Here is a 23,464-nt window from a genome sequence, read left to right on the forward strand (position 1 = left end):
GCCTCACCCCCGCAGTCCTACTGCTCGGCGCGTCGGCGCCTCAGCAGCAGCACGCCGCCGGCACCGATCGCGAGCAGCGCCGCGACGGCCAGACCGATCAGGCTCTGCCCGCCGGTCACGGCGAGATCCGGCTTCGCGGCCTTCGCCGGCACCTGCACGAGCGCCGTGTCCCGAGCCGAGACCCTGGTGTCCAGCCCGGTCGTGCCCGTGACGGTCGCCGTGTTCTTCACCTGCGTCCCGAGCATGGCCTCGGTCACGGGCAGTTCGGCCGTCGCGGTGACGGTCTCGCCCGGAGCGAGCACGCCCGGCGTGCCCGGCCACGCGTACTCGATCGCGCCGAGGCCCGGCAGGCGGTCGTCGATCGTCACGCCGGACACGGTCACGTTGCCCGTGTTCTTCGCGGTGAACGAATAGCGGATGGTGCGCTGGTCCTTCGACAGCGCGCCCCGCTTCTCGAGCGAGATCGACGGCGCCTGGCCGAATCCGAGCTGCGCCGAGTCATCGGCCCGCACCCCGGTCCCGGCGGGATCGGTGCCGGTCGCGGTCGCGGTGTTGGTCAGCGACCCGGCGTCGAGGTGCGCCTGCGTGAGCTGCAGCTTCGCGGTGGCGCGGACCTGCTGGCCCGGCAGCAGCGTGCCCGGCTTCGCCGGATCCGGCCACGCGCCGAACTGGATCGCGGACAGCCCCGCGAGCTCGTCGGAGAGCTTCACGTCGTGCAGCGTCGACTTGCCGGCGTTGGTGATCGTGAAGGCGTAGTCGACCGTTCCGCCGGCCGCGGCACGGCCCTGGGGGCCGGTCGCGGTCTTCTGCAGGTCGATCAGCGGCCGGTTGTCGAACGGCAGGGTCACCGAGTCGTCATCCTGCACGGTGCCGCCGTCGGGCGCGGTGCCCGTCGCCGTCGCCTCGTTCTTCAGTGCGCCGGAGTCGATGTGCGCCTGGGTGAGCTGCAGCTCGGCGGTCGCGCGCACCTCCTGGCCCGGCAGCAGCGTGCCCGGCTTCGCCGGATCCGGCCACGCACCGAACTGGATCGCGGACAGCCCCGCGAGCTGATCCTTCACCCGCACGTCGCTCAGCGTCACCGAACCGGTGTTCTTCACGGTGAACGAGTAGTGCACCGTGTCTCCCGCGACCGCATCGGCCGGGTCGGTGCCCGATCCGATCATCGCGGTCTTGTCGAGCGAGATCCCCGACGTGGTGGGCAGCACCACGCGTGCGGTGTCCTCCGACGACACGGTGGTGTTCGGTACCGCCGAGTCTCCCGTGCCCGTGGCCGTGTTCACGGCGACGCCGGCGTCGATCTGGGCCTGCGTCAGCGGCGAGGTCGCCGTCGCGGTGACGCTCTCGCCCGTGCCGAGCACACCCGGCTGCGCGGCGTTCGGCCACTGCGCGAAGCCGATCGAGCTGATGCCCGGGAGCGCGTCGCTGATGCGCACGTTCTCGAGGCGGGTGTTCCCGGTGTTCGTAACGGTGAAGGTCCAGGTGACGGGCTGTCCGGCCTCGATCTTCGCCGGAGCCGTGCCCGACTTCTCGAGCTTCACGCCGGGAACGTTGTCCCGGAACCCGAAGTCCTGCCCCGTGAGGTCCGAACCCGCGAGCACCTTGACGACGCCCGAACGACCGTTCGAGCCGTTCGCCGGGGCCGCGGTGTTCGACCACGCACCGCTGGTGGCGGGCAGGGTCGACAGGTCGACGCGGATCAGGTAGTCGCCGGAGGTCCGGTTCGGGAAGGCGTAGCCGCCGCTCGCGTCGCTCGTGGTCTCCGCGAGCACGGTCGCCCCGTCGCCGCTCAGCAGCTCGACCTTCGCGCCCGGGATCGCCAGCTCGCCGACCTCGCGCGCTCCGTTGCCGTTGGCATCGTTCCACACCGTTCCGGTGATGGTGCTGCTCTGGATCCGGACGTCGACCGGCGCACCGGCCGGGAGCGGAGTCGCGCCGTCCATCAGCGACCCGGTCACGGTGTTCCGCAGCACGTCGCCGTTCACCGCGTCGGGCGCCTTCAGGCTGTAGCTGAGGGTACCGACGCTCTTCGCACCGGCGATGAAGTCGCCGATCGAAACCCGGAGCGCCGTTGCCGCGGCGATCTCGGCGGGCGTCGCCTGCGCGTAGTCGATCCAGGTCACCCCGTCGGCCGGCGCGGTGCCCGCGCTGCCCGTGCGGATCGCCGGATCGGTGGTGAGCTGCAGCTTGGCGCCGGTCGCGCTGTCGGCGCTCAGCGACGCCGACTCCAGTGCCACCGCGCCGTGCACCGAGGTCCCGCGCGGGTCCCCGTCGTAGGGCAGCACGTCGACGAAGGCGCTCTTCCCGCGCGAGGTCGAGAGGAAGTTGAACCAGGTCACGTCGTAGCTGGCGAGCGAGCCGCGCTCGATCACCGGCGACTTGGTCGCCTTCTCGACGCGTGCCACGTTGAGCTGCGACGCGTACATGATCGCACTGGTCGATGCGGCGGGACCGCCGTTCGCCGCGAAGACGCCGTCGGCGCGGATCTCGGCGTAGTTGTCGAACGCCGAGCCGGCGGGCGCGACCTGCGAGGTGCCGATCGAGAAGGTGATCGGCGCCAGCGGATCGGCGTACTTCGCCTGGCCCTGGTACGCGAACGAGACCACCGTGCGGGTGCCGTTGCCGCACGCGTTCGGCGTGATCGCCGCGACCTTCCACTTGCTCGTGTCGAGCGAGTCGAAGTTCAGCGTGTTCGGCAGCGTATTGGCCGGCAGGCAGTCCGCGACGACCACGTTCGGGATCGTCAGCGCGCTGGCGTCATCGGGCACGAGACCGCTGGCGAGGCCGGTGAGCTGCGGCGTGATCGTGTACCGCACCGACTGACCCGCGTTCAGGTACACGGTCTCGGGCTTCTGCACGTCCCCGTTCGAGTCGAGCACGACGCCCTTCTTCGAGATCGCCGCACCTCCGGCCCGCACGTAGAGGTCGCGGGCGATGGCGCCCGGGGCCGCCGGGGAGGCCGTCTGGGCCGAGCCGGTCAGCAGGATCCGCGCGAGGTCGTTGGTACCGGCCGCGGGCAGCGGCCGCACCACGGTGAAGTGCGGAACCGCCTGCCAGCGGTAGCGCGAGAAGTCGACGGCACCGGGGCCCGGATTGAACACGCCGCCGTTGCCGATGTACTCGTAGCGGACGCCCGTGACGGTGTTCACGTCGCCCGTGAAGCTGCTGCGCGGTACCCAGGTCGGGCTCGCGTTGTCGACCGCATCGGTCGTGTAGTACACCCGGTAGTCGGTCCCCTCGGTGCTCGGCTTCGCCGCTCCGGTCGCCGGATCGAACGCGGTGACCTCGTCCGCGACGCTCGGGTCGATCACGGCGTCCGCCGGGTTCCAGCGCTGGATCAGATTGAGCCCCTTCGCCGGCGTCGGCACCATGGTGCTGGTGCCCGCGGGCTGCGTCGTCGCGGGGATGTAGCGGATGTTGCCGCCGAACTTGGATCCGGGCAGGACCCCGTAGCCGTTGACCGGCTGGGAGCTGTTCTTCGCCTGCACGAGGTCGTACCAGAGCTGCGCGCCCCAGCCGCCGTCGATCGGATCCTTCACCTCGTAGTTGCGGACCTGGGTGTTGTTGGTGTTCGTCCAGTCGTTCAGCGGCGTGCCGTCGGCGCTCTTCCAGTCGGCACCGGCGGGCTTGGAGACCGTGTTCGACATGACGATCGGGAATGTGCCGGCAGCGGTCGTGTTCGGCACCTGGGAGCGCGGGATCCAGATGTTCACATCGGTCCAGACCGACGGCGCATCGGGGATGCTGTCGAACACGACCTGGAACGTGCCGCTCGCGGCGTCCACGTTCTGCAGCTTCACGTCGAGGCCCGCGTGCGACTTGTTTCCGAGGGTGATCGCCTGGCGGCTGCCGAGCGCGTTCGCGCCGTTCTTGGTCAGGGAGAACGCGTCGTCGATCGCCATCGGTCCCTGCCACTTGAACGGCAGGTCGCCGATTCCGCTGCCGTACTGCAGCTCGACGTAGAACGAGTGGCGCAGCGCGGGCTCGGGCCCGTTGCCGAAGTCGAAGGTGCCCTCGGCAGCGGCGGCGCCGGTTCGGCCGCCCTTGATCAGGTCCATGCGCTCGGCGCCGACGGTGGTCAGGGTGCTGGGGGTGCCGGTGGCGGGGACGGCCTTCGTCCCGGCGCCGTCGGTCACCGACAGTTCGGGCGTGTAGACGGCGTTGACCGCGGCCTGGGTGCGGTTCACCACCGCGGTGGGCGACCGGAACTCGATGATCTGGGTCCCCGCGGCGCCGACGCTCGAGGAGAGGTGCAGCGTCACGGTGCGGCCGTCGGGCGAGACCTCGAACGAGGAGGTGTAGCCGTTGAGCCCACCGGGGTTCTGCATGCCGGAGGTGACGAGCGACTGCTGGTCCCAGCTCCATCCCTCGGGAAGGGTCTGCGTGATGACGCCGTCCGTGAGCTCGTTGACCGTCACCGACCAGGCGAAGCTCGCGCGGTTGCCCACCGCGACCTTGCCGTCGGTGGTCGAGGAGTCGCCCGGAACGACGCTCGTGCCGTCGTTCACGATGGTGATCGCGGCCTCGCGGATCTCGCCGGACGCGGCCTGGGCCGCGGCGGGCGTGAGCGCGATCGCTCCCATCAGGACTGTCAACGTGGAGATCAGCATCGCGAGCGCGCGTCTGCGCATGCTCGGCCGTCCCGTCGTTTCCGCAGGTGTCATCGTCGTGTTTCCCTTCCCCACGGCCTCGCGGCCGCCCCGTAGATGCGCCCGGCCCCCGCCGATCCTGCTAGGGGAGAGGAACCGACGGAGACCGGGCACTCTCATAACACGGAGGATCCGTCGTTTCATGACGCGTGTTTGCGAAATTCTTTCTTTCGGCGTGTCGCGGGTAGCATCGACACTGCAGACGGCGGCGGTCGGAACATTCCGGTCCGCAGCTGGCAGGGGGAGGACCGGATCGGCACACGCCGGGCGGTCTTGCAGTCAATGCACAAGGGGGACTTCTGCCGTCATGCCGAACCTCGGTTCACCATCGCACGACCGCGACGACCCGGCCCTGCTCGAAGCGAGCCGCGCCGGAGACACCGCGGCATTCGCCGAGCTCTGGAGCCGGCACTCGGCCGCCGGCCGCGTCGCCGCACGCAGCCTCGCACCGCATCTCGACGCCGACGACCTGGTCTCGGAGGCGTACCTCAAGATCCTCGCGCTCGTGCGCGACGGGCGGGGCCCGACCGGCGCCTTCCGCCCGTACCTCTACCGGGTGATCAAGACGACCGCCGCCGATGCCGATCGCGGATCGTTCGAGCAGGACGCCGAACCCGATTCGGTGCCCACTCCGGACTCCGAGATCCCGGGCGCGGACGAGGGGTTCGACCACGACACGGTCGCGCGCGCGTTCACCACGCTGAACGAGCGGTGGCAGGCCGTGCTCTGGTACACGGAGGTGGAGGGGCTTCCGCCCCGCGAGATCGCCTCGATCCTCGGCGTCTCCCCCAACGGCGTCTCGGCGCTGGCGGTGCGCGCCCGCAAGGCGCTGCGCAGCGCCTGGATCGACGCCCACGTCGAGCAGGACATCGTGTCCGACGAGTGCGCTTCGACGCGCAAGCTGCTGCAGCGCTACGGACAGCACCGGCTCACGCCGGGCAAGCGGCGAGCGGTGGAAGCCCATCTCGAGGATTGCGCCGCGTGCCGCAATGCGTCCGAGGAACTCCGCGTGCTCGATCTCGACCTCGCGCGCACCCTCGCCATCGCGCTGCTCGGCTTCGGGGGCACCGGTGCCCTGCTCTCGGCGCTCGGGCACGGCGGTGTCGCAGCCGGCGGCACCGCCGCCGCGGCCACGGTCGGATCGGTCGCGGGATCCGGCGGAGCCGGATCGGGAACCGGAGCCGGAGCAGCGGGCGCCGCCACCGGCGCGGGCGCCGGAACCACCGCGGGCGGCACGACCGCGGCCACCGGCGCGGGGCTTCTCGCGGGCGTCGCGACTCCGGTCGCGATCGTCGCGACCGTGGGCGTCGCAGCCGCGGCGGCGATCACCGGGGCCGTGATGTTCTCGCCCTCGGCGACCGGTTCCCGGCCGACGGCACCCAGTTCGAGCGCCGCCGAACGGACGCCCGGACGGACGTCGAAGCCGAGCTCGCCGACCCAGTCGCCCGAGCAGAAGCCCACCGCCCGTCCGACGGCGTCCCCGACGCCGAGCCCGACCAGCGACGCGGCCGCTGAAGCCGGCGCGGCGGCGCAGGGCACCGGGGATGCGGACGGCCCGAAGCCCGGGCCCGCCCCCTCGCCCGGACCGTCGCCGACGCCCGGGCCGACCCCGACCCCGACCCCGACACCGACACCGACCCCCACGCCGACTCCGACGCCGACGCCGTCCGCGGGCTACTCCGCCTGCACGCTGACACCCGCCGCGCCATCCGGCTCCATCGCGCAGCTCGTCGGCAACGCGTCCACGCCGGGCACCGTGTTCTTCACCGTGCGGGTGCCCGGCAGGTCCCCGCAGTCCATGTCGGTGGGCACCTACGGCCCGTCGAACGCCTGGACCTCGCCGAGCCTTCTCGGCGGGACGACGAGCCAGCTCCCCGCAGGCGTCACCCTGGCGGACGTGCAGGTCCGGATCGGATTCACCGGCGCCGCGGGATCCGCGGCACCGCTCGACATCACGCTCGCCGGCTGCTCCTGAAGGTCACGGAGAGCCGGATCGCTCCGTCTCGGCGCGGTCCGGCTCTTCCTGCGGCAGGCCCAGCGAGGCGTCCTGCCCCGTCGCGATCCATGCCGAGGTGAGCAGCAGGATCCGGCACACGAGGTTGAACCACAGCAGCAGGCCGACGAACACCGCGAACGTCGCGAGCAGCGGCGTGCTCGTCGCACCGCCGAGCAGCGCCGAGCCGAGCAGCTTGATCCCGAACAGCGCCGCCCCTCCGAGCGCGGCACCGCGCAGCAGCGGCCAGAACGGCACCTCGACCTCGGCGAGGAACCAGTGGATCGCGACGAGCACGAGCACGTCGAAGAGATAGAGCGCCCCGTACCGGGCGAGCGCGCCCAGCCATCCGAACAGCCAGCTGTCGGGGTCCGCGCCGAAGAGCGAGAACAGGAAGTCGGTGAGGTTCGAGCTCAGCACCGTCAGCGCCGCCGAGACGAGCAGCGCGATGAAGAAGCCGATCGCGAGCGCGAAGTCGCGCAGCTTCAGCAGGATCGCGTTGCGGTACTGCTTGACCTCGAGATCGAAGATGAGCCGGATCGAGCGCCGCGTGCTCGTGAACCAGCCCAGCACAACCCAGATCAGGGATGCGCCGGCGACCAGGTTGAGCCAGTCGAAGGTGCGCGATTCGAGCAGCACGTCGAGCTTGACCGCGGCGTTCGTATCGTTTCCCGTGCCGACGAGCCCGGGGACGAGGATGTTGATCTGAGTGATGATCGTGTCGAGCAGCTCCGGCCGGCCCCGGAGCAGGATCCCGAGCACGCCGAACCCGACCCAGAGCGCCGCGAAGACGGCGAACAGGGCCTGATAGCTCATTCCAGCAGAAAGGGTGCTGCCGCCCACGTCCGTGAAGTGCGAGAACGCACGATACGGACGCAGGCGGAGCACCCGCTGCCAGAGCGCCTGCATAGCGCCGATCTGCTTAGGAGGTCTTTCCGGTGCGGATCGCAGCCTTGACCTCGGCGATGGCCTTCGTCACCTGGATGCCGCGGGGGCATGCGTCGGTGCAGTTGAAGGTGGTGCGGCAGCGCCAGACGCCCTCGGTGTCGTTGAGGATGTCGAGGCGCACCTGAGCGTTCTCGTCGCGCGAGTCGAAGATGAAGCGGTGCGCGTTGACGATCGCGGCCGGGCCGAAGTACTGGCCGTCGGTCCAGAACACGGGGCACGAGGTGGTGCACGCCGCGCAGAGGATGCACTTGGTCGTGTCGTCGAAGCGCTCACGGTCCGCGATCGTCTGCTTGCGCTCCTTCCCGCCCTCGGGCGCGGTGCCCGACACGAGGAACGGCTGCACCTGACGGTAGGCCGCGAAGAACGGCTCCATGTCGACGATCAGGTCCTTCTCGAGCGGCAGGCCCTTGATCGCCTCGACCGTGATCGGCTTGGTGATGTCGAGGTCCTTCACCAGGGTCTTGCAGGCCAGGCGGTTCTTGCCGTTGATGCGCATCGCGTCCGAGCCGCAGATGCCGTGCGCGCAGGAGCGGCGGAAGGTCAGCGTGCCGTCCTGGTCCCACTTGATCTTGTGCAGCGCGTCGAGGATGCGGTCGGTCGGGTACATGGGGACGTCGAAGTCCTCCCAGTACGCCTCGCGGCCCGACTCGGGGTCGTAGCGGCGGACCAGCAGGGTGACGTTGAACGGCTTCAGTCCGGCCTCTTCGGCGGGGTTGCCGGGGCCGTTGGAGGTGGCGCTCATGGGTTAGTACTTCCTCTCCATCGGCGGGTACCGCAACTCGCCCTGTTCGTTCTTGGTGAAGACGACCGGCTTCCAGCCCAGCGTGATGTGGTCCTCGGGGTTCGGCGAGTGCGGGTCGCCGGTGAGGTACGCCATGGTGTGCTGCATGTAGTTCTCGTCGTCGCGGTTCGGGTAGTCGTCGCGCATGTGACCGCCGCGGCTCTCCTTGCGATTGCGCGCCGCGTACGCGAGCACCTCGGCGAGGTCGAGCAGGAACCCGAGCTCGATGGCCTCGAGCAGGTCGGTGTTGTACCGCTTGCCACGGTCCTGGACGCCGACGTTCGCGTAGCGCACGCGCAGGTCGTGGATCACGCCGAGGACCTCGGTCAGCGACTCCTCGGTGCGGAACACCTGGGCGCCGCGGTCCATGGCCTCCTGCAGCTCCTTGCGGAGGTCGGCGACGCGCTCGGTGCCCGTGCCGTTGCGGAAGTTCTCGACCATCTCGCGCACGTTCTTCGCGGGGTCCTCGGGCAGCGGGACGAACTCGGCGGTGTTGGCGTAGTCGGCCGCGTTGTTGCCCGAGCGCTTGCCGAACACGTTGATGTCGAGCAGCGAGTTGGTGCCCAGTCGGTTCGACCCGTGCACCGAGACGCAGGCGCACTCGCCAGCGGCGTACAGGCCGGGCACGACGGTGTCGTTGTCGGCCAGCACCTCGGCATCGTTGTTGGTCGGGATGCCGCCCATCGCGTAGTGCGCGGTCGGGAACACCGGGACCGGCTCGGTCACGGGGTCGACGCCCAGGTAGGTGCGCGCGAACTCGGTGATGTCGGGGAGCTTGGTCTCGAGCACCTCGGCGCCCAGGTGGGTGCAGTCGAGGTAGACGTAGTCCTTGTGCGGGCCGGCGCCGCGTCCGTCGAGCACCTCCTGGACCATGCAGCGCGCGACGATGTCGCGGGGCGCGAGGTCCTTGATGGTGGGGGCGTAGCGCTCCATGAAGCGCTCGCCGCTCGCGTTGCGCAGGATCGCGCCCTCGCCTCGGGCGCCCTCGGTGAGGAGGATGCCGAGGCCCGCCAGGCCGGTCGGGTGGAACTGGTAGAACTCCATGTCCTCGAGCGGGAGGCCCTGGCGCCACACGATGCCGACGCCGTCGCCGGTGAGGGTGTGCGCGTTGGAGGTGGTCTTGAAGATCTTGCCGAAGCCGCCCGTGGCGAAGACGATCGACTTCGCCTGGAAGACGTGCAGGTCGCCGGTGGCGAGCTCGTAGGCCACGACGCCGGACGGCTTGCGGTCCTTGCCCTCGCCGGTCATGACCAGGTCGAGCACGTAGTACTCGTTGAAGAAGTTCACACCGAGCTTGACGCAGTTCTGGAACAGCGTCTGGAGGATCATGTGACCCGTGCGGTCGGCCGCGTAGCAGGCGCGGCGCACGGGCGCCTTGCCGTGATCGCGGGTGTGGCCGCCGAAGCGGCGCTGGTCGATCTTGCCCTCGGGGGTGCGGTTGAAGGGCAGGCCCATGTTCTCGAGGTCGATGACCGCGTCGATGGCCTCCTTCGCGAGGATCTCCGCCGCGTCCTGGTCGACGAGGTAGTCGCCGCCCTTGACCGTGTCGAAGGTGTGCCACTCCCAGTTGTCGTCCTCGACGTTGGCGAGCGCCGCGGCCATGCCGCCCTGCGCCGCGCCGGTGTGCGAGCGGGTCGGGTACAGCTTCGTGATGACCGCGGTCTTGGCCTTCGGGCCCGCCTCGATCGCCGCGCGCATACCGGCACCGCCGGCACCGACGATGACCACGTCGAACTGGTGGTAGGTGACGCCGTCCTTGACGGTCACGTCCTCGCCCTCGTGGGTGTTGGTAGTCACGTGTAGCTACTCCGTTCGAAAACTGTTACTTGGCCGTGCAGAACGAGGCGACCAGCGAGGGGTCGGCGCCCGCGGGGCACGGATCGAAGGTGAACACGACCAGGGTGCCGAGCAGGATCAGCAGCGCGGCCGCGAGGAACAGCGCGACCTTGAGCGCCTTGGCCACGCCGGGCTTCGACACGTAGTCGTTCACGATGGTGCGCATGCCGTTGGCGCCGTGGATGAGCGCGAGCCACAGCATCAGGAGGTCCCAGACCTTCCAGAAGGGGCTCGACAGCTTGCCGCCCACGAAGGCGAAGTCGATGGCGTGCACGCCGTCGCCCACCATCAGGTTGGAGAACAGGTGGCCGAAGATCAGGACCACCAGGAGCACGCCGGAGGCGCGCATGTAGATCCAGCCCCACTTCTCCCAGTTGGTGCGCTTCTTGGCCGCGGGCTGCGTGCGGGGAGCTTCGATCGTCGTCATCTCTCTTCTCCTCGCCTCAGTGCCCGAACACGTTCATCAGGTGGCGCGGCGCGAAGCCGAGCATCGTGACCGCCCACAGCACGACGACGATCCAGAACAGCGTGCGCTGGTACTTGGTGCCCTTGCTCCAGTAGTCGACCAGGATGATGCGCAGGCCGTTGAAGGCGTGGAACACGATCGCGCCCACCAGGCCGAGCTCGCCGAGACCCATGATGGGGGTCTTGTAGGTGCCGATGACGGCGTCGTACGCCTCGGGGCTCACGCGGATGAGCGCCGTGTCGAGCACGTGCACGAGCAGGAAGAAGAAGATGGCCACGCCGGTGATGCGGTGCAGCACCCAGGACCACATTCCGACACTGCCGCGGTAGAGCGTGCCGCCCACGCGTTCCCGCTTCTTCGCCGCTGGCGCGGCCTCTGCCGTTTGGGCTGACACGTGCACCCTCCTCGAATCGTGGGCCGTAGGCGATCGCCTACGGCAACATCACACGGGTTCACGGCAGCGCGGACGGGCGAATGGCCACGAGCGTGCTGCACTGCTGAGAATCCGCCGCGAACCCATTATGGCACCATTCGATCGCGGATCCGGACGCGCGATCCACGGTGCGCCGAGGCGCGGGTCGTTAGTCTTGGAGGCATGACCGATCCCTCCCCCGCCGACGCACGGACCGTCCCCGCGATCGAGCGCCTCACCTGCGTGATCCCCGCAGGCGGCGTCGGGTCCAGGCTCTGGCCGCTCTCGCGCGCCAACGCGCCGAAGTTCCTGCTCGACCTCACGGGCAGCGGCGACTCGCTGCTCCGGGCCACCTGGGATCGCCTCACCCCCATCGCCCCGGCGGACCGCATCATGGTCGTCACCGGCAGCGCACACCGCGAGTCGGTCGAGGCGCAGCTGCCCGAGCTGCTCGCCGAGAACCTCGTGACCGAGAGCGAGCCGAAGGACTCCTCGGCCGCGATCGGCCTCGCCGCCGCGATCCTCGAGCTGCGCGACCCCGACGCGATCCTCGGGTCCTTCGCCGCCGACCACGTGATCCGGGGCAACGTGCTCTTCGAACGCGCCATCCGCACCGCGGTCCAGGCCGCCGATCAGGGGTACATCGCCACCATCGGCATCCACCCCTCGCACCCCGCGACCGGTTTCGGCTACATCGAGAGCGGCGCCGCCCGAGGCGACCTGGCCCCGTTCGACGTCTACGACGTCACCTCCTTCGTCGAGAAGCCCGACGAGCAGACGGCGCGCGACTACGTCGAGCACGGCGGCTTCCTCTGGAACGCCGGCATGTTCATCGCCCGGGCCACGGTGCTGCTCGATCAGATGGCGCTCGCCGAGCCCGAGCTCGTGCGCGCGCTGCGCGAGATCGCCGCAGCGTGGGGCACCGATCAGGCGGCCAGCGTGCGCGAGCGCCTGTGGCACGGCCTCCCCAAGATCGCCATCGACTACACCGTCGCGGAGCCCGCTGCGGCGGCCGGCAAGATGGTGTGCGTCGCGGCGCACTTCGAGTGGGACGACGTCGGGGACTTCGCGTCGGTCGCGAACCTGCTGACGCGCGGCCGGGGCAGCGACCTCGCCGTGCTCGGCGACGGCGCGCAGGTGCTGTCCGACGCGTCGAGCGGCATCGTCGTCTCCGAGAGCGACCGCCTGGTAGCGCTCGTCGGCGTCGAGGACGTCGTCGTGGTCGACACCGCCGACGTGCTGCTCGTCACCTCGAAGGCGCACGCGCAGGACGTCAAGAACCTCGTCACCCGCATGCGCGTGACGGGCGGCGGCCACCTGCTCTGAACCGGGAGCGCCCTGCGGCGCCCCGCGCCGGGGCGCCCGCGCTCGGCCGCTGAACCCGTGCGACTGGACGGGTCGGGATCGACGGGCGTAGCGTGGCCCCATGAGCGATCTCGAGCCCGTCCTCCGCACGCTTCCCGCATTCCCCGACGAGCTGCCGCCGCTCGATCCGACACAGCTGCCCGACGATCCCGAGGAGCTGTTCCGGGACTGGTTGGGGGCGGCGATCGACAGCGGCGAGCGCCAGCCGCACGCGATGACCTTCATCACGGTCCGCCCCGACGGGGTCCCGGTCGGCCGGACGCTCATCGTCAAGGACATCGACGACGACGGCTTCCATTTCTCGACGCACCGCAGCTCGCGCAAGGGCGCCGAACTCGACGCGCATCCGCTTGCGTCCATGCTGTTCTTCTGGCGCGAGTCGGGTCGCCAGGTCCGCGTCACGGGTTCGGTCGTCGCGCTCGACGAGGCGGTTTCGCAGCGCGACTGGGCCGATCGTCCGAGTTACACGGGATCCCCCAACCCGGACTGGCAGCGCTACGCGCTCGTGCCGAGCGAGTACGAGTTCATGCAGGCCCAGCACGATCGCAAGCATCCGCGGATCGAGTACCGGCGGGACGGAGCGGGGGCCTGGTCCCACGACCGGGTGACGACGCCCGCGGGCTGAACCGGCGGCGGGGCGAGCCGCTTCAGTGCACGAACAGCAGGAGCGCGGCGACGCCGATGAACAGCCCGCCGAACACCGAGTTGAGGGTGCGCTGCCCCCGCGGGTCGCGCACGACCTTCGCGAAGGGTCGTGCGGCCGTCGCGAAGACGCCCCACATCACGACGACGTCGACGCCGATCACGGTCACGGCCAGCAGCAGGTACTGCGGCAGCTGCGGCGCATCGAGCCGGATGAACTGCGGGATGAAGGCGAGGAAGAAGACGATCGCCTTGGGATTCAGCAGATTGACCCAGAACCCGCGCCGCACGATCGACCAGGCCGGCTCCCCGCGGGTGATCGTCGCCCCGCCGGTCCCGTCTTCTTCCTCGTCGTCCGCGGCGGTCGGCCTCGCGAGGATCAGTCGGATCCCGAGGAACACGAGATAGGCCGCGCCCGCGTAGCGGATCGCCGAGAAGATCAGCGGCGAGCGCGAGACCAGCAGTCCCACGCCCGCCGCGACGATGATGACGTGCACGACGAGCGCGAGCTGCTGGCCGAGCACGCCCCAGCCCGAGCGGCGCCATCCCACGAGCATCGAGTTCGACATCGTGTTGATGGCGCCCGCGCCGGGCGTGAGGCTGATCACGACCGTGGCGGTCAGCAGGGAGAGCCAGGTCGCGAGGGTCACCAGGCGAGTGTACGGGATCGGCGTCCGCCGATCCGCCCCTTGCCCGGGCTCAGTCCCGGGCGAACACGATGTGGGTGACGCCGCTCGGCGTCGTCTCCGACTCGACGCGGTACCCCTGCTCCAGCCCTTCCAGTCCGTCCCAGAGGCGCTCGCCGCGTCCCAGCAGGATCGGCACCTGCACCACGTGGAGCAGGTCGACGAGCCCCGCGGCGAGGAAGGAACGGGTGGAGGACGGGCCGCCGCCAAGCCGGACGTCGAGTCCGCCCGCCAGTTCGCGCGCTTCGGCGAGCACGTCCTCGGGCGATCCGCTGCGGAAGTGGAAGGTCGTCTCCCCCACTTCGAGCGACGGTAGCTCTCGATGCGTCATCACGATCACGGGGGTGTGGAACGGAGGCTCGTCGCCCCACCAGCCGCGCCACTCGGGATCGTCCTGCCAACCGGGCGGACCGAACTTGTTCGCGCCCATGATCTCGGCCCCGATGCCGTCCCAGGCGCGGCGCGCGTAGGCATCGTCCGGCTCGGTCGCCGGATCGACGGCCTGCCGCTCGCGCGTGCCGGTCAGCCCCTGGAAGGTCGCTGTCGGGAAGAACCACTCCATCAGGCGCGTTCCCGCGTGCCCGAACGGCGATTCGAGACGCTGGTCGGCCCCGGTGCCGAAGCCGTCGAGCGAGATCGCGAGGTTGTGGGCTCGCAGTCGTCCTCCGCTCATCGCGGATCCTCCGTCTCTGGAGCTCCGTGCCCCGTGATCGGCGGCGCCTGCGGGCCGGAAGCTGAGGACACCCTACTCCCGGCCCGTGCGAATCAGAAGTGGGTGCCGCCGTCGATGCGGACCTCGGTGCCCGTGATGAACCGTCCGTCGTCGCTCGCGAGCATCGCGACGACGCCCGCCACCGTCTCGGGTCCGGCGAAGCCCTCGCCGAGCGCGGGCTGCAGCTTCATGAAGAGCATCATGTCGGCGTCCTCGGGGAGACCGGGTCCCTGGCTCTGCTTGCTCGCACCCGAGCCGTCGGTCATGCCCGACGAGATCGAGCCCGGCTGCACCGCGGTGAATCGGATGCCCTGCTTCGCGTACTCGGCCGCGAGGGCGTGGGTCATCGACTGCACGCCGCCCTTGCTCGCCGCATAGGCGGACATGTAGGGGTGCGCGAACATCGCGGACGTCGAGCTGAAGTTCACGACGGCCGATCCGTTGCCCTCGAGCAGGGCGGGGATCGCCTCGCGGATCATGAGGAAGGTGCCGACGAGGTTGACGCGGAGCACCTGCTCGAAGGACTCGAGGGAAGTCTCGTGCGTGTGCGAGGAGCGCAGGATCCCGGCCGCGTTGACGAGGACGTCGAGACCGCCCAGCTGTCGGACCGCCGCCGCGACCCCGGCGCGCACCGAGGCCTCGTCCGCGATATCGACGATGGTGGTGTGCAGCCGCCCTGCGGCGTCGCCCGCCTTCGCGACCGTGTCCGCGAGTCCGGCTTCGCTGACGTCGGCCGCGACGACCGTGCCGCCCTCGGCGAGCATGCGCAGCACGGTGGCCTGCCCGATCCCTGATCCGCCACCGGTGACGAGTGCGCGGCGACCTTCGTAACGGTTCATGATTCGACCTTTCGAGTATTCGAGATGTGATGCACGTAGTGCCAGTGTGGCACGACGTGCCACATAGAACAACATCGGCGATCGCCCCCGAATTCCCGTACGCTTCGAACCGTGGAATCCGCACCGTCACTCACCGCACGCCGCAAGGCGGACACCCGTCTCGCGATCGCACGGGCCGCGGCCGCCCGCTTCGCCGAGCACGGCGCGAGCCGGGTCACCGCCGAGGCGATCGCAGCGGCCGCGGGGGTTTCGCTGCGCACCTTCTACCGCTACTTCCCCACGAAGGAGGACGCGGTCGCGCCCCTGCTCGGGATCGGCGCCGCGTCCTGGCAGGACGCCCTCGCGGCCTCGCCGCCCGGCGACCCCCGAACGGCGATCCCGGAGATCATCGATCACCTGCTCATCCCCGCGGGCGATGCGGAGCGCGAAGGGCTGCGCTGGACGCGCGGCCTGCTGCGGGCGATGATCGAGGATCCGGCCCTTCGCGCCGTCTGGCATCGCGTCAACCACGACTCCGAGACGCGGCTGCGCGCCATCGTGGCGGAGCTCGAGGGGGAAACGGCGGACCCGTTCCAGGTGCGGCTGCTCGCGGCCGCCGCGACCGATGCGATCCGGATCGGCCTCGAGCACTGGAGCGAGTCGGATGCGGACCCCGACGGCTCGGGCGGCACGCCCGCCGCTCTCGCGCGACGCGCGTTCGCCGAGCTCTCGAGCGGGGTCTCCGAGCGCTGAGCCCGGTCGGAGGATGCGGACGCGGGCGCGGGCCCCGGGCCGAGGAGCCCGGGACCCGCGCCCGCGTCGATCAGTCCCGCGTCACACGCGACGGCGACGGGCGACGGCCGTCGACGCGGCACCGAGCGCGATGAGCACCGCGGCGGCAGCGGCCCAGCCGACCAGGTTCTCGCCGCCGGTGGTGGCGAGCTTCGGCGCCTCCGGCGAGGGCGTCGGCGTCGCCGGCGGAACCGGCTTCACCGTCAGCACCTTGGCCGCCGACTCGTCGCTCGTCACGTCGGCGCCGAGCGGCGTGCGGCCTCCGGCCGTCGCCGTGTTGGTGAGGTCGTCACCGGTCAGGTCGGCCGCGACCGCGCGGTACACGCTCGTGCAGGTCTCGGTCTCACCGGGCTGCAGCGTGCTCACGGGGCAGGTCGGCGCGGGCAGCTCGCCCGCGCCGCTGAACTCGCCCTCCGCGATCTTCACGTCGCGGATCTCGATGTTGCCGGTGTTCTTCACCACGAAGGAGTAGGTGACCTGCTGGCCGACCGAGGTGATCTTCGGGGTGTCGGCCGACTTCGTCAGGCTGAGCGAGGGCCGTGCGGGGTCGATCGTCACCGAAGCCGCATCGTCGTCGTCCCCGTCGACGCGGTCGCCCGTGGTCGCGGTGTTCTTGACGGGCTCCGTCCCGCTGACGACGACGTCGTACACGATGGTCACGGAGTCGCCTGCGGCCAGGCCGCGCGGGCGCTGGGCGTCGCCATCGCCGACCAGGTCGTAGGCTTCGATGCCGGCCGCGGTGACGGTCCCGCCGACCGCGGGCACCGAGGTCCCGAGGCCAGTGACGGACACGATCGTGCCGCCGACCGCGAGGTCGTCGAGCACGGTGACGGTGTCGCCGATCGCCATGTCCTCGTCACCGGTGTTCTTCACCGTGACGGAGTAGCGAACCGTGGCACCGTCCTCGAACACCGGAGCGCCGACGACGCTCTTCGAGATCGCCAGGTTGTAGTCGCACATGACCCACTCGAACTTCGCGTACGCGGGGAGCGCCGAGCCCGGGTTGGCCGCGTCGGCGCCGGCGCGGTTCTTGCCGAGATCGAGCGTCGCGGCGTCGATGGACTCCGCGGCGAAGCTCGCACCGCCGCCACCGCCACCGCCGACGAAGTACTGCCCGCCGGAGCCGACGTCCCCGTTGGTCGCGGCACCGCCGCCACCGCCGAAGTAGCCCGCCCCACCGGCACCGCCGGTATCGGCGCCGAAGTCGGCACCGCCGTTGCCGCCCTGCATCGCGGATCCGGCGAAGCCGTTCCAGTCGAAGCCGCCGGGCACCGCCGGATCGGTGTTGCTCTGGGGGTTCTGGCCGCGCGTGCCGCCGGAGGTCCCGCCGCCGAGACCGGCACCGGGGTGCTTCACCGGCGTCTGGTTCCAGCCGAGGTCACGACCCTCGGTGCCGTCGCCGCCCGCGAACACCGTGCCTCCGGGGACGCTCGCGGAGGCGGAGAGGTCGAAGCCGCCGTCGCCGCCGTGCCCGTGATCGCCCGTGTGCCCGCCGCCGGTGCCGCCACCGCCCGCGGCGAGCAGCAGCAGGTCGGAGCCGAGTGTCAGCGAGGTGTACCCGCCTCCGCCGCCGCCCGGGTGCCCGCCGCGACCACCGGTGCCGCCTCCGGGGGCGCCCGCCGCGCCGCCGTTCCCGCCGGCGGAACCGACCACACCCGAGAGGCTCTCGCCCGCGTTCGCCCGCAGCAGGGCGCTGACGACGCCGCCCGCACCGTTGGCTCCGCGCAGCTCGCCCGGATTCTCGGGGTCGGGCTCCGCGTCGCCGGCGGCGATCGCGACGCCGCCCGGCGCTCCGGCGACCGTGACCCGCACGGCGCACACGCCGTCGGGCACGACCTGGGTGAAGGCCCCGGCCTTCGAGATGGTCACGGCCTCGGCCGTGGGGGCCGGATCGGCCTGCGCCATCGCCGGCACCATCATCGGTGCGATGAGCGCGAGCAGCGCACCGCCGACGGCGGCCGGCCGCCTCGCCGCTCGGATTCCCCCTGACGGCTTTCGATTCAGTTCTTTCACTTCTCGTGGTCCCCCATGTTCGGATCCGGTCCCGGATCCTCGGTACGAATTGGTTCGAGTCGCCCGCCAGCGCCGGGCGCAGTCCCTGCGCGGCCGCTGAACGCGGACTCATAGATGAGGAGTCCTGCGGACGCTCGAAGTGTCGGGGATTCCCAGATGACCCCGCTGCGGGGGTCAGGGCCGTTCGGAGTCGGCCGCCGCGGCACTTTCGGCGGGCCTCCGGCTCTCTTCTCGGTGGAGGGGTGCGGACCGTCCGTCATGCGGCGGCCCGCGCCTCCCGAGCGAGCGCCGCGAGCTCGATGACGCCGGCGGGCCCCCACCCGCGCACGTGTTCGGACTCGCGCCGCCCGGCCTCCCCTGGGCCCGTCCGCCGCCGCAGGCGGGCCCAGGGATTCCGCGTGCCGCGACACGTTTCGCGGACGCCGCACTCTCTTTCTCGTGAGTGGTCACCGCGGTGCAGGCGTTCGCCCCCGCAGGACCCTCGGCCGCCGGTGGCACCGCTCTCGGCGATCGAACGCGAAGGTGGGGGCCGTATGCACGCGAGGAACGAGGAACGAGGCGCGCGGCGCTGCGCCGTGGTGGAAGCCCACGTGCTGCAGCGGCAGCGCGCGGTCGAAGTGCTCGACGCGGGGGCGCGGATGCGGACCACGCACTCCTTCGGATCCGTCGGGGAGCTCGTGGGCTGGTTGCGCCGCGCGCCGCGCTCGAGCTGGCCCCACCTGGTCGTCGCCGAGGTGCTGCCGGGCACCGAACTCGATCGCGAGCTCGCGGCCGTTCGGGCGATGCGGCGCGCGGGCATCCGCGTCGTGCTGCTGTCGGCGCTCGACTCCCGCTTCGTGATCCGGCGCGTCCTCGGCGTCGGCGTCGACGGCGTGGTCTCGAAGCAGGATTCGGAGCGGGAACTGCTCGATGCGGTCTGCGGAGTACTGGACGGCGGGACCGTGATCACTGCGCGCGCCGCGGCGGCCATCGACGCCGATCCGATGCCGAAGCTGTCGCAGCAGGAGACTCGGCTGCTCGAGCTCTACGCCGGAGGGGAGTCGCTGGCGTCGGTCGCGGAACGACTGGGGGTGCGCGAGGACACCGCCCGCAAATACCTGAAGCGGGTGAAGCTGAAGTACGGCGCGCAGGGACGGCCCGCGGGCACGAAGCTGGAACTGGCGTGGCGCGCGTGGGAGGACGGCCTGCTGAGCGCCGGAGCGTTCGGCGCACGGGTCTGAGTCGCGCAGGGAACGCCCCGGGGACGCGCGAGTGCACGTGACGGGGAAGCGCCGGGGAACGCAAAGACCCCCCACGCACCCGATAGAGCCCGACTACCCTTGCTCCGTTTCCGTCCTGGGGGAGTTCGCCGAGATACCGCCACGTGGGGGGCCTTGAAGAGTCTACCGGATTCCGGAGCGGCCGAGTACCAGGCTCGACCGCTCCGGGTTCCGGATCATGCGCGCGGGGCCTCCCCCGCGTTCCCGGAGTCCGCATCGCCTGCGGGCTCGTCGGCGGGTGCGTCACCCGCGGGTGCGTCATCCGCGGGTGCGTCATCCGCGAGGGTCCCGGCCCCATCTGCGGTCGCGGTGGCGGCGACCGCCGCCAGGTCGACGGTCCCGGTCTCGACGGCCGCGTTCGTCTCGGCCTGCTCCTCCGCGTCCTCGCCGGCGAACTGCGACTGGTACAGGGCGTAGTACGCCCCGCGCTGCGCGAGCAGCTCGAGGTGGGAACCCTGCTCGACGATGCGGCCGTGCTCCATCATGAGGATGGTGTCGGCGTCGCGGATCGTCGAGAGGCGGTGCGCGATGACGAAGGAGGTGCGGTCGGCCCGCAGCGCCCGCATCGCCTGCTGCACCAGCACCTCGGTGCGGGTGTCGACGGAGGAGGTCGCCTCGTCGAGGATGAGCAGCGACGGGTTCGCGATGAACGCCCGCGCGATGGTGAGCAGCTGCCGCTCGCCCGCCGACAGCGAGGTCGCGTTCTCCTCGAGCACCGTGTCGTAGCCCTCGGGCAGCTGGCGCACGAAGCGGTCGACCATGGTCGCCTTCGCGGCCTCGATCACCTCGTCGTCGGTCGCGTCGAGACGGCCGTAGCGGATGTTCTCGCGGATGGTCCCGCCGAACAGCCAGGCGTCCTGCAGCACCATGCCGATGTGGCTGCGCAGCTCGGCGCGCGACAGCTGGGTCACGTCGACCCCGTCGAGCAGGATGCGTCCGCTGTTCAGTTCGTAGAAGCGCATCACCAGGTTGACGAGCGTGGTCTTGCCCGCGCCCGTGGGGCCGACGATCGCGACGGTGTGCCCCGGCCGCGCCTCGAAGGAGAGGTCCTCGATGAGCGTCGACTCGGGGTCGTAGCTGAACGACACCCGCTCGAACTCGACGTGGCCGTCGGTACGCACGGGCAGGTGCTCGTTCGCGGTCTCGGGCTCCTGCTCGTCGGCGTCGAGCAGCTCGAAGGTGCGCTCGGCGGATGCGACGCCGGACTGCAGCATGTTGGCCATGCCCGCCATCTCGCCGATGGGCTGCGAGAACTCCCGCGAGTACTGGATGAACGCGGTCACGTCGCCCAGGGTCATCTGACCGGCGGTCACGCGGAGCGCGCCGACGACGGCGATGAGGACGTAGCTGAGGTAGGACACGAACTGCATGGCGGGCATGATGGTGCCCGACACGAACTGCGCGCCGAACGCCGCCTTGAACAGCGACTGGTTGCGCGAGTCGAACTCTTCGATCATCACTTGGTCGCGGTTGAAGATGCGGATCAGCTCGTGGCCGGTGAACGATTCCTCGATGTGGCCGTTGAGCGCTCCGGTGTGCTTCCACTGGGCGGCGAACAGCTTCTGCGATCGCGTGCCGACGATGCCGGCGATGATCGCGGAGAGCGGCAGCGCGATGAGCGCGAGCAGCGCCAGCTGCCACGACACCGCGAACATCATGATCGCGATGCCGATGACCGTGAGCGCGGATTGCACCAGCTGGGAGAACGCCTGCTGGAGCGCCTGCTGGATGTTGTCGACGTCGTTCGTGACCCGGGAGAGCACGTCGCCGCGCTGGCCGGTGTCGAAGTAGCTCAGCGGCAGGCGGTTGAGCTTGTGCTCGATGTCCTGACGCAGCTTGAACACGACCCGCATGACGAGCTTGTTCAGGACGTAGCCCTGCAGCCACATGAGCAGCGACGCCACCAGGTAGAGGCCCAGCACCAGGAGGATCAGGTTGCCCAGCTTCTCGAAGTCGATCCCCTGGCCGGGAACCACGTCGGTGCCCGAGAGCATGTCCGCGAGCTGGGTGTTGCCCGAGGCCTTCGCGCCCTCGATGACTTGCTCGAGGCTCGCCCCCTGGGGCAGCTGCGCACCGATGATGCCGTTGAAGATGGTGTCCATCGCCTTGCCGAGCACCTTGGGCGCGATCACGGTCAGGACGACCGAGCCGATCACCAGGACCACGACGAAGAGGAACTTCCATTTCTCGGGGGCGAGCAGCCCGAAGAGCCGCTTCGCCGACGGCCAGAAGTGCTTCGCCTTCTTGGCCGGCGCGCCACCGAACATGTCGCCGTCCATCTCGCCGGGAGTGAAGTCCTCGGCGACCTCGGCTTCGATCACCGCGGCTGCCGAGGGCTCGGCGTTGCGGTCCTTGCGCGCTCCGCGCGCCTTGCGTTCCGCCATCAGGCTGCCTCCGCCTCTTCGAGCTGGGATCGGACGATCTCCTGGTACACCGAGTTGTCGGCGAGGAGCTCGCTGTGCGTTCCTCGGCCGACGATCTCGCCGTCCTCGACGACGAGGATCTGGTCGGCTTCGGTGATGGTCGAGACGCGCTGGGCCACGATGATGGTCGTGGCGCCCTCGGTCGCCTCGGGCAGCGCCGCACGCAGCCGCGCGTCGGTCGCCACGTCGAGCGCCGAGAACGAGTCGTCGAACAGGTAGATCTGCGGCTTGGCGACGAGTGCGCGCGCGATCGAGAGCCGCTGGCGCTGGCCGCCGGACACGCTCGTGCCGCCCTGCGCCATCGGCTCGTCGAGCTGCTTCTCCTTCTCGCGGACGAAGTCGTCGCCCTGGGCGACGCGCAGCGCCTCCCAGAGCTCGGCGTCCGTCGCGTCGTCCTTGCCGAAGCGCAGGTTCGAGCCGATGGTGCCCGAGAACAGATAGGGACGCTGGGGCACCAGGCTCACGGTGCGGGCGAGCTGCGGGCGCGTGAGCGCCGAGACGGGCTGCCCGTCGATGGTGATGCTGCCGGACTGCGGGTCGAACAGGCGCAGCATCAGGTTGAGCAGGGTGGTCTTGCCCGACCCCGTCGATCCGATGATGGCCGTGGTCTTGCCGGGCTCGGCCACGAAGCTGACGTTCTTGATGACCGGCACCTCGGCGCCGGGGAACCCGAAGGTCACGCCGTCGAACGCGATCCGCCCGGCCGTCGGCGTCGGCACCTGCTCGGTCGCCGGGAACTCCAGCTCCGAGCGGGTGTCGAGCAGCTCGCGGATGCGCTCGGCGCAGACGACCGCGCGCGGGATCATCATCGTCATGAAGACGCCCATCATCACCGCGACGAGGATCTGGATGAGGTACTGCATGAACGCGGTGAGCGATCCGACCTCCATCGATCCTTCGTCGACGCGGTGGCCGCCGAACCAGAGCACGGCGCCCGTGGCCAGGTGGAGGATCATCATGATCACGGGGAACATCAGCACGAAGACGTTGCCCACCTGCACCGAGATGCGGGTGATGTTGCGGTTCGCGGTCTCGTAGCGATCGGACTCGAAGTTCTCGCGCACGAACGCCCGCACCACGCGGATGCCCATGATCTGCTCGCGCAGCACGCAGTTGATGTCGTCGACGCGGGCCTGCATGTTGCGGAACAGCGGGAGCAGCAGCCAGACGAGGAACCCGACGATGATCGCGAGCGCCGAGACCGAGACCCAGACGAGCCAGGACAGGCCCGCGTCCTCGCGCAGCGCCATGATGATGCCGCCGATGCACATGATCGGCGTGGTGACCATGAAGTTCAGGGTCATGAGGATGAGCATCTGCACCTGCTGCACGTCGTTCGTGCCACGGGTGATGAGCGTTCCCGCACCGAAGCGGGTGGCCTCGAGGGTCGAGAGCGAGTCGACCTTGCGGTAGACGCTGCGGCGCAGGTCGCGACCCGCCGCCATGGACACCCGGGCGCCGAAGTAGACGCCGCCGATCGCGGTGACGACCTGCATGAGGCAGACCGCGAGCATGGTGCCGCCGGTCGACCAGATGTAGCCGATGTCGCCCTTGGCGATACCGGTGTCGATGATCTGCGCGTTGAGGCTGGGCAGCCAGAGCGCGGCGATCGTCGAGAGGAGTTGGAGGATGAGCACGGCGAGCATGGCGGGCCAGTACGGCTTCGCGTGCT

The 23,464-nt window shown here is 70.4% G+C and carries 17 protein-coding genes and 1 other RNA gene; 5 read left to right on the top strand and 13 right to left on the bottom strand.

What is annotated here, in order from left to right:
• Positions 1 to 17: 17 nt before the first annotated feature.
• Positions 18 to 4,661, bottom strand: a complete 4,644-nt coding sequence (locus AB3K78_RS12335) for an SdrD B-like domain-containing protein (protein WP_416443659.1) — start codon at positions 4,659 to 4,661, stop codon at positions 18 to 20.
• Between the two features lie 292 nt (positions 4,662 to 4,953).
• On the opposite strand from AB3K78_RS12335, the gene AB3K78_RS12340 reads away from it, so the two are divergent.
• Complete coding sequence (locus AB3K78_RS12340) at positions 4,954 to 6,621, top strand: sigma-70 family RNA polymerase sigma factor (RefSeq protein WP_416443661.1); 1,668 nt, start codon at positions 4,954 to 4,956, stop codon at positions 6,619 to 6,621.
• Between the two features lie 3 nt (positions 6,622 to 6,624).
• Here the strand turns inward: AB3K78_RS12340 and AB3K78_RS12345 are convergent, their stop codons facing one another.
• From AB3K78_RS12345 to sdhC, 5 genes are read right to left on the bottom strand one after another with little or no spacing between them, the layout of a single operon-like run.
• Positions 6,625 to 7,548 carry a YihY/virulence factor BrkB family protein gene (locus tag AB3K78_RS12345; protein ID WP_416443663.1) on the bottom strand — a complete coding sequence of 308 codons (924 nt, stop codon included), beginning with the start codon at positions 7,546 to 7,548 and terminating at the stop codon, positions 6,625 to 6,627.
• Between the two features lie 13 nt (positions 7,549 to 7,561).
• On the bottom strand, positions 7,562 to 8,329 hold the full coding sequence (locus tag AB3K78_RS12350; RefSeq protein WP_099724110.1) for a succinate dehydrogenase iron-sulfur subunit: 768 nt from the start codon (positions 8,327 to 8,329) through the stop codon (positions 7,562 to 7,564).
• 3 nt (positions 8,330 to 8,332) lie between these two features.
• A complete protein-coding gene (gene sdhA, locus AB3K78_RS12355) occupies positions 8,333 to 10,165 on the bottom strand; it encodes a succinate dehydrogenase flavoprotein subunit (RefSeq protein ID WP_416443665.1) in 1,833 nt (610 codons plus the stop codon).
• 25 nt (positions 10,166 to 10,190) lie between these two features.
• Complete coding sequence (gene sdhD / locus AB3K78_RS12360; RefSeq protein ID WP_099724112.1) at positions 10,191 to 10,631, bottom strand: succinate dehydrogenase, hydrophobic membrane anchor protein; 441 nt, start codon at positions 10,629 to 10,631, stop codon at positions 10,191 to 10,193.
• A gap of 16 nt (positions 10,632 to 10,647) precedes the next feature.
• Entirely contained in the window at positions 10,648 to 11,064 is a 417-nt protein-coding gene (gene sdhC / locus AB3K78_RS12365; protein ID WP_416443668.1) for a succinate dehydrogenase, cytochrome b556 subunit, read from the bottom strand.
• Positions 11,065 to 11,265: 201 nt separating this feature from the next.
• Here sdhC and AB3K78_RS12370 point away from each other — a divergent pair, with 201 nt between their 5' ends.
• Together AB3K78_RS12370 and AB3K78_RS12375 are read left to right on the top strand one after the other, a co-directional pair.
• Positions 11,266 to 12,408, top strand: a complete 1,143-nt coding sequence (locus AB3K78_RS12370; protein ID WP_416443670.1) for a mannose-1-phosphate guanylyltransferase — start codon at positions 11,266 to 11,268, stop codon at positions 12,406 to 12,408.
• A gap of 100 nt (positions 12,409 to 12,508) precedes the next feature.
• Entirely contained in the window at positions 12,509 to 13,072 is a 564-nt protein-coding gene (locus tag AB3K78_RS12375) for a pyridoxine/pyridoxamine 5'-phosphate oxidase (RefSeq protein WP_416443672.1), read from the top strand.
• 22 nt (positions 13,073 to 13,094) lie between these two features.
• Here the strand turns inward: AB3K78_RS12375 and AB3K78_RS12380 are convergent, their stop codons facing one another.
• The 3 genes from AB3K78_RS12380 to AB3K78_RS12390 all read right to left on the bottom strand — a co-directional run bounded on the left by AB3K78_RS12380 (position 13,095) and on the right by AB3K78_RS12390 (position 15,326).
• The gene (locus tag AB3K78_RS12380) at positions 13,095 to 13,739 is read right to left on the bottom strand and encodes a LysE family transporter (RefSeq protein WP_416443674.1); all 645 of its coding nucleotides are present in this window, start codon (positions 13,737 to 13,739) and stop codon (positions 13,095 to 13,097) included.
• Between the two features lie 49 nt (positions 13,740 to 13,788).
• Complete coding sequence (locus tag AB3K78_RS12385) at positions 13,789 to 14,448, bottom strand: dihydrofolate reductase family protein (RefSeq protein WP_416443676.1); 660 nt, start codon at positions 14,446 to 14,448, stop codon at positions 13,789 to 13,791.
• A gap of 92 nt (positions 14,449 to 14,540) precedes the next feature.
• Entirely contained in the window at positions 14,541 to 15,326 is a 786-nt protein-coding gene (locus tag AB3K78_RS12390) for an SDR family NAD(P)-dependent oxidoreductase (RefSeq protein WP_416443678.1), read from the bottom strand.
• Between the two features lie 111 nt (positions 15,327 to 15,437).
• Here AB3K78_RS12390 and AB3K78_RS12395 point away from each other — a divergent pair, with 111 nt between their 5' ends.
• A complete protein-coding gene (locus AB3K78_RS12395) occupies positions 15,438 to 16,058 on the top strand; it encodes a TetR/AcrR family transcriptional regulator (RefSeq protein ID WP_416443680.1) in 621 nt (206 codons plus the stop codon).
• An 81-nt stretch (positions 16,059 to 16,139) separates the two neighbouring features.
• On the opposite strand, the gene AB3K78_RS12400 is transcribed toward AB3K78_RS12395, so the two are convergent.
• Positions 16,140 to 18,110 carry a hypothetical protein gene (locus AB3K78_RS12400; protein ID WP_416443682.1) on the bottom strand — a complete coding sequence of 657 codons (1,971 nt, stop codon included), beginning with the start codon at positions 18,108 to 18,110 and terminating at the stop codon, positions 16,140 to 16,142.
• Positions 18,111 to 18,700: 590 nt separating this feature from the next.
• On the opposite strand from AB3K78_RS12400, the gene AB3K78_RS12405 reads away from it, so the two are divergent.
• Entirely contained in the window at positions 18,701 to 19,330 is a 630-nt protein-coding gene (locus AB3K78_RS12405; protein WP_416443684.1) for a helix-turn-helix transcriptional regulator, read from the top strand.
• Between the two features lie 59 nt (positions 19,331 to 19,389).
• Here the strand turns inward: AB3K78_RS12405 and ffs are convergent.
• The 3 genes from ffs to AB3K78_RS12420 all read right to left on the bottom strand — a co-directional run bounded on the left by ffs (position 19,390) and on the right by AB3K78_RS12420 (position 23,438).
• Positions 19,390 to 19,486, bottom strand: an RNA gene (ffs, locus tag AB3K78_RS12410) — signal recognition particle sRNA small type.
• 59 nt (positions 19,487 to 19,545) lie between these two features.
• Positions 19,546 to 21,753 (bottom strand): ABC transporter ATP-binding protein, encoded by a 2,208-nt coding sequence (locus AB3K78_RS12415; protein WP_416443686.1) that lies wholly within the window; start codon positions 21,751 to 21,753, stop codon positions 19,546 to 19,548.
• Positions 21,753 to 23,438, bottom strand: a complete 1,686-nt coding sequence (locus tag AB3K78_RS12420; protein ID WP_416447353.1) for an ABC transporter ATP-binding protein — start codon at positions 23,436 to 23,438, stop codon at positions 21,753 to 21,755. Before AB3K78_RS12420 ends, AB3K78_RS12415 begins: the two co-directional genes overlap by 1 nt.
• Positions 23,439 to 23,464 lie beyond the last annotated feature (26 nt).

Origin of the sequence: Leucobacter sp. HNU, assembly GCF_047946755.1 — a bacterium.
Lineage (GTDB): Bacteria > Actinomycetota > Actinomycetes > Actinomycetales > Microbacteriaceae > Leucobacter.